4 protein-coding genes and 1 pseudogene are annotated in these 5,880 nt (G+C 52.7%); 3 read left to right on the top strand and 2 right to left on the bottom strand.

The features are described 5' to 3' along the window. From GHO42_RS25640 to GHO42_RS01795, 3 genes and pseudogenes are all read left to right on the top strand, one after another. Positions 1-757, top strand: a pseudogene (locus tag GHO42_RS25640) (nucleotidyltransferase); the annotation flags it as partial. Then, positions 741-2,525, top strand: coding sequence for a ThiF family adenylyltransferase (locus tag GHO42_RS01800; RefSeq protein WP_153328934.1), 1,785 nt, complete (start codon positions 741-743; stop codon positions 2,523-2,525). The pseudogene GHO42_RS25640 and the gene GHO42_RS01800, both read left to right, overlap by 17 nt. Continuing rightward, positions 2,522-3,004, top strand: coding sequence for a Mov34/MPN/PAD-1 family protein (locus tag GHO42_RS01795; protein WP_153328936.1), 483 nt, complete (start codon positions 2,522-2,524; stop codon positions 3,002-3,004). The genes GHO42_RS01800 and GHO42_RS01795 overlap by 4 nt, the downstream gene beginning before the upstream one ends. Positions 3,005-3,032: 28 nt before the next feature. Here the strand turns inward: GHO42_RS01795 and GHO42_RS01790 are convergent, their stop codons facing one another. After that, on the bottom strand, positions 3,033-3,581 hold the full coding sequence (locus tag GHO42_RS01790; RefSeq protein WP_153328938.1) for a 3'-5' exonuclease: 549 nt from the start codon (positions 3,579-3,581) through the stop codon (positions 3,033-3,035). Between the two features lie 1,118 nt (positions 3,582-4,699). After that, positions 4,700-5,413, bottom strand: a complete 714-nt coding sequence (locus GHO42_RS25955) for a hypothetical protein (RefSeq protein ID WP_256670696.1) — start codon at positions 5,411-5,413, stop codon at positions 4,700-4,702. Between the last annotated feature and the right edge of the window lie 467 nt (positions 5,414-5,880).

Below are 5,880 nucleotides of genomic sequence, written 5' to 3'. Positions count from 1 at the left end.
TTTGAACGGCTGCCGTTTTTTGAAAGCACCTATGGCTCAGCAGTCGAAAAATAGCGGCCTACTTCAGACCATCCCTATGGAAAGCTTGGCAATTGCCAAAAGCCAGCGAATGCTTGATGCCGCGACACAAGATCCTTTGCCGCATTATCAGGACTACATCGATCTAGATCCCCTGCGTGCGACCATAAAGCTGCTTAAGCGGCATCGCGATGAATGGGCCATCAAAACAAGGAGCGCTGATACTCGCCCCATATCTGCTGTTATCACCACTTTGGCCACTCACGCGTACCTAGATGTCGTGAAGGAGTCCCAGTCGAAGCCTTTGGCACCGCTCGATGCAATTTTGGAAATCGTTCGCAGAATGCCGCAGCACATCGCGCAAAGAGGTAGCGATTTCTTTGTCTGCAACCCTGCCGATAATGGCGAAAACTTTGCAGAGAAGTGGAATCGACCGGGTGAGGGGCAAGGCTATCGTCAATCATTTGCCAAGTGGCATGCGGACGCCAGTGCATCTGTGTCATTGGGTTTGGAAAGTTTTGAATCCAACGATTCCTTTGCCGAGGCAGTGAAAAAGAATTTCGGTATTGCACCGGCACTCATTACGGTAGTGAACAATGAGATCCCTGCGAATTGGACGATGCCCGGCCGACCGGATGGCACTACTCGAAACTCTGCTTCGATGGGTTCGCTCTTCGGAGGGGCCAGCGGTGGCGGAACCTCTCAGTCGAGCGTAAAGCCAGTTGGACGCCTTGGCTGATCCTATTAAGACGCCATTGCAGCGCGGAATCGCGGCACTGCGAAACACCCTAGGTCAGGATGCGGCCGATGCATTGCTCCAGCCCGCACCCATGCGGGCTGACGAAGCGGCGTGCTTTCACTTCCCCTTGCCCATCGATTACACGGGGCAGGAGCGGCGACTGCGTATAGGTTTCCCCTCCAACTTTCCCCGTGGGCTCTTGCGGCTGAACGTCGAACCTTCTCCATGGCTGGTTTGGCCGCATGCCACCAAGTCGGGGCTTTGTCTTCATGGCTTTCAGGAGCGCCCCATTATGGGCTCCCCGGAGGTCGTGGTAGAGGACAGCCTTGCGCGCTTGGCCCAGATCGTTTCGTTGTCCAAAATGGGATCAAGCCAGACAACGCGCGATATCGAATTTCAGAATGAGATCACTACCTACTGGTCTTTTCAGCACGGTCAGTCATTCCAGAACCTCTTACTTTTGGATCGACCTCAGACCGCCTCGCAGTTGTTTGCTCTCAGCGATCCGCGCCGGGCTGTGCCATCCGGTCAGGAAACGGTTTGGCTAGCATCGAACATAGCTGCACTCAAAGGGCATTACCGACGGGTTGTCGGGCGCTCCGCTGTCATTCGCGCGGCCGAAACTCCCGGTTTTTACGTCAAGCTTCAGACTTATCCGGATATCCGCACCCCGGATCCAGAAGATTTATTGCTGTGGCTAACGCCACACCTTCAACCAGACGATGCCGAGCAATTGCTGGCATGGTTTGAGCTGCATGGAACGTTGGCGAGTCGATGGATTGTCCTGGAGCTTCCTGGGGGGACGGATGCTCCAACTTATTGCCTCAATGTGCGCTCGCTTGGCGTACAGCAAGAGCGGGGGGCAAAGTTTGGCTTGCGCACAGCGCGCCGCCGGCCAGCCATAGCAAATGCACATCCTCCGGCACTCGTCCGCGCAACTGCCCTAGACGTGCTTGATCGTGCGTCCATTCTGTCCCGCGATATAAGCGGCACAGCAAAGCACCTTGAAAATGCTCGGGTCGTTTGTGTTGGCGTTGGCTCGTTAGGCAGTGCGGTGGCAATACAGTTGGCACGCTCCGGTGTCGGCCACCTTACCCTCATCGATCCTGACACTTTGGTGTCAGCCAATCTGGGTAGGCACGTTCTGGGAGCGGATAGCCTAGGGAGGCTGAAAGCCTCAGCGTTGAGGGACAAGATTCTGTTAGATCTTCCGACTACAGAATGCACCGCTTATTCGACTTTTGCAGAAGTAGTGATGAGCAGCAAACCAGAAGTGTTCGATAACGCAGATCTTGTCGTGATTACGACAGCAGACTGGCAGTCGGAGGTCACTGTATGGCGAGCCAAATCCAGCGGCGTTTCTTGGGGACTTTTACAAGCCTGGAGCGAACCTTATACCCAGGTGGGCCACGCACTATTCGCACCAGCCGGTATCTTTGATGGCCGTCATTTATTCACGGACATCGGCGATTTTCTTCATAAGTTTACAGAGTGGCCGGGAGGAGGTGTGGTTCCACTGCCCGCGTGTGGGGAGAGCTTTATTCCAGGCGGGTCGCTGGGTATGACCAATATTGCCTCTATGGTGTCGCACACGGCTTTACGCGCATTGACCGGCAACATCGGCACTGCATCTTGGGTCAGCAGCATCTACAGGCCTGAAGATGTGCCGAGCCTAGGAGGCCAATACCATGGGCCCAAGCTGCCAGAGGGGGCGCAGCAACTCTTACTCGAGCGCGGATGGCCGGAACATAGGGATGAAACTGTATGACGGATATCGCTTGGCGCTGGAGATGGGCGGAGGTGGATTCCGAGCTATTGGTGTCGCAAGCTGTCGCGGACATCTTGGATAGTCATCGGCAGGGCCTTTTTGGCGTGGAGCGAGGGGGACAGTTATTCGTCAGCCCGGTTAATCCGAAAGGGTTGCTGCTGGCCTTGGCCACGTTGCCTCATTGCGCCGATCGGTCAGGCTGGTCTTGGCTAGAGTTGGATGCGGAGCGGTGCCGTCAGGAGATCCAAGCTGCCAACGAACAAGGGTTACGTCTGGTGGGCTATTGGCATACGCATCCCCAATCTGTCCCGGTGATTTCTCCGGCAGACATAGGAAGTTTTTTCAGATTTGCTGCGCGTTATACGCAGGATCTGCCGCACCCAATAGCCATTATCGTTGGCAAGTCCGAAAAACCAGAAGGCATCAAGGCGTGGTCGTTCAGGGGCGGCAGATATGTTGAGGCAACTTGGCTTAGATAAGCTTCAAGTCGGTGCCGTGGGAGGCACGTCAGCGGTTACCTTTACCCGCAAGCATTAGCGCGAAGAGCTCTGCCTGAAAGCGAGCATCATCCAAGGCGTTATGGTTCGGTTCGCTGAGTGGCTTCAGCGCAGCGGTCATCTTGGATGATTTTGTTTCCTGCCAGCTGCAACCTACAGCTCCCATGAAGTAGGCCTTCATGTCGATAGCGGTAAATCCAAAGGGGTTGGTTTCCAAGTATTTGTGGAAGTAGTAGTTGACGAATGACCAGTCAAACGGTGCATTGAGTCCTACGAAAATGACCTTCTGTCCCGTTTGGCAGCATGATTTCAGCCATTCACCAAATGTCAGCATCGCCTGTTGCGGAGTGAGTCCTTCGCGCTCCAGCTTCTCCAGACTCAGCCCCGATACTGCCAGTGCTTCTGGGTCGTGTTTTGGACTGTCAGGTCGTAGTTCAAGATAGATGGACGTGGCAGGTTGATCTACAAGGCAAGCTCCAATGGAAAGCAGACTGTATTCGCCTGGTATAGGTCCAGAAGTCTCGACGTCGACGGAAACATAAAGCTCATCAGGGTTCATGTTATTTCCTTTTCGTGTAATTGCCAGATCAAGCTCGTAACCATGTGACGGTGGAAAGGCGGCAAAGCCATTGACCCATTTCGCTGTTATCCGGCGTTCGAGCAGCGGCAGTGCATGCCTCCCGGGGAATTGTACGTTCCTTTGGTCAGCTCTGCGTCCGAGCATAATGATGTGTGTCATTCTCATAATGTCGGATGAGGGCTCGGAAGATTATGAGCGAGCGTTGGGCAGTCAAGTGCCAGAATACTGAGGACGGCACTGGCGACATCATCCGCTAGTTAGCAGGGTATGGACAGTTGGCGAAACCACCGAAATTAGTGCTTTGTAGCGCTATTTAACTGTGTCCATGGCGACGAGATATTTTTTAAAAATTAGGGCATCAGTGTCCATTCAGAAAGTGTTCGACGCGTCACCTGAAGGATTTGAGAACAAATGCGAGTTTTCAGAAAACAACGCTACTAAACGTGGCGATTGGGGAATTACGCTTCATTTGACCACCTTTTTGCATTGCAAATGATTGGGCTGTATCAGAACAACAACGCTACGAGCGCAGTTGATGTAGTACGTCATCCAATCCTTCACGGCCACGGTTGATCCAATCGGGAAAGGCAACGGAGCCCCTTTTGATGGTGCATCACCCTGAAACGCTGCCCAAAACTCATCTTTGCTGTTTTGATAGCAATGCTTAGACGTTGGGCAGCATGAGCTAAAAGGCTTTCGGTAGAGTAAGTGGAGGGGGGTATGGTCGAGGTCATTGGAGTCGGTCACCGGTCGTATGCGAAAGGTGAAATAAAGCGCCAGAAATTCAAACGATCCTATTCATAGGCCTTTGCGTCTCCTAAAAACGCTTACTACGACCCTCAGGAAAAGCGCCAAATGCTCTAATAGCGCAGGGAAGCTATGCATTGATATTTCTCCTTCATTTGAGTGTCTATTGGGGAATTGCACCGTACCTGACCACCTGTTTGCATCAGCACTGACCAGTCGTTTGCATTGGATGTGACCAGCCGTTTGCATTGGACTTGACCAAAAGCTTCTATCAGACTGTAGGTACGCATCGGTGTTAAGGGGGGTATGAAATAGTCGGTCGATTGTCGGAATGCCCAGCCTGAGATCATTTAAAACAACTTTACGGGCGGCATTACCTGTCGCGTGCCGTCGAGTATGCACTTCCAACCCCATGTCCTGAGCGCGGACATCTTCTTGAACTCTTCAATCAGGTCAACCGTGATGTCACCAACATCCGTCCTCAGCGCAAATTGCGGGCGCATAGCATGCATAACGTCCACCCCCATATCCCCGCCAAGCAGTTTGAGCATGACTTGTGCGCGTGGCTTCCACGGCAGGCATTTACCGCGCCGTTGCGGATGCTGGTAAACCATCGTGTTTAGATGGGCTGACGCGTGGATGTAGTCAGTGCTAGTCATACATACCTGCAAGTGACCAGGCGCTCCCAGAGGTAGCACGTTCATAGCAAGCCAATCGATCAGGCCGACGGCAACACCTCGTGCCTGTAGCTCCATCGCTAGCATTAGAAGGACTCTGTGCAGAGAGCTCGTCGCTTTCATCGCGAAGGCTCGCTTACCCAGATGATCCGCTTCTATTACCAAAGCCATCAGTGCTGACAGGGAATCAAGACTCGCTCTACGTTCGAGTTTTTCGAGCAAAAGCTGAGTAGTTGGTTCGCGTCGTGGACTGTCCCAAAAAATGTCGCTGCCATCGCCGAACAGTACCAGCTGGATCTCTGTGCTTAGCGACCTGAAGTAGTCGTCGCAATCAATTCTTTCTTTCTTGATGACCTGCCTCATCAACGCCCACAGCGGATGATGCAAATCCCGTGTCGATCCTGGTGCCAATAGCTCAACCCTGTTCAAGGTCTTGGCCTTGGGCGTAATTAGATTTTGTTCATACCTCTACCACTTGCTTCGGTAATGCCGGATCGTGCCGTTGGTATTTCTTCGAAATGACTCTGGTTCAAAATGAAGCTCTAGAGCGTAGGAAGTTTTGAGCCCTGTTCTCTGCCTCAACCCTTCAAACCAATAACTGAGAGAGAGCATTTCGACGGTATTGCTCCTGGGATTACTATTTTCCGGAATGTCCTCGCGCAAGCTATCTGCGAAGTCCGAATAGATTTGTTCAATTCTTTTAAAATCAGACATTTGAAAATCCTTGGCTGACTTCTGTACCGTAAAAAATGTAGAAGTCTTACGGCTGGAGCGCAAGGTGAATCGCCCCGGGTTTCCTAGACACTCTCCAGGCTCGCTGCGTAACGCTTTTCAAACTCTACCGGTGACAGCTG

It is taken from the genome of Pseudomonas sp. FSL R10-0056 (genome assembly GCF_009600105.1).
Classification (GTDB): Bacteria; Pseudomonadota; Gammaproteobacteria; order Pseudomonadales; family Pseudomonadaceae; genus Aquipseudomonas; species Aquipseudomonas bubulae.
The sequence above is the reverse complement of the archived record's forward strand: the minus strand, read 5'-3'. Positions and strand labels throughout refer to the sequence as shown.

What these genes read in the sequence shown, in the direction of transcription:
- GHO42_RS01795 (WP_153328936.1), top strand. Translation starts at nt 2,522, where the DNA reads ATGACGGATATCGCTTGGCGCTGGAGATGGGCGGAGGTGGATTCCGAG.
- GHO42_RS01790 (WP_153328938.1), bottom strand. Translation starts at nt 3,581, where the DNA reads ATGAACCCTGATGAGCTTTATGTTTCCGTCGACGTCGAGACTTCTGGA.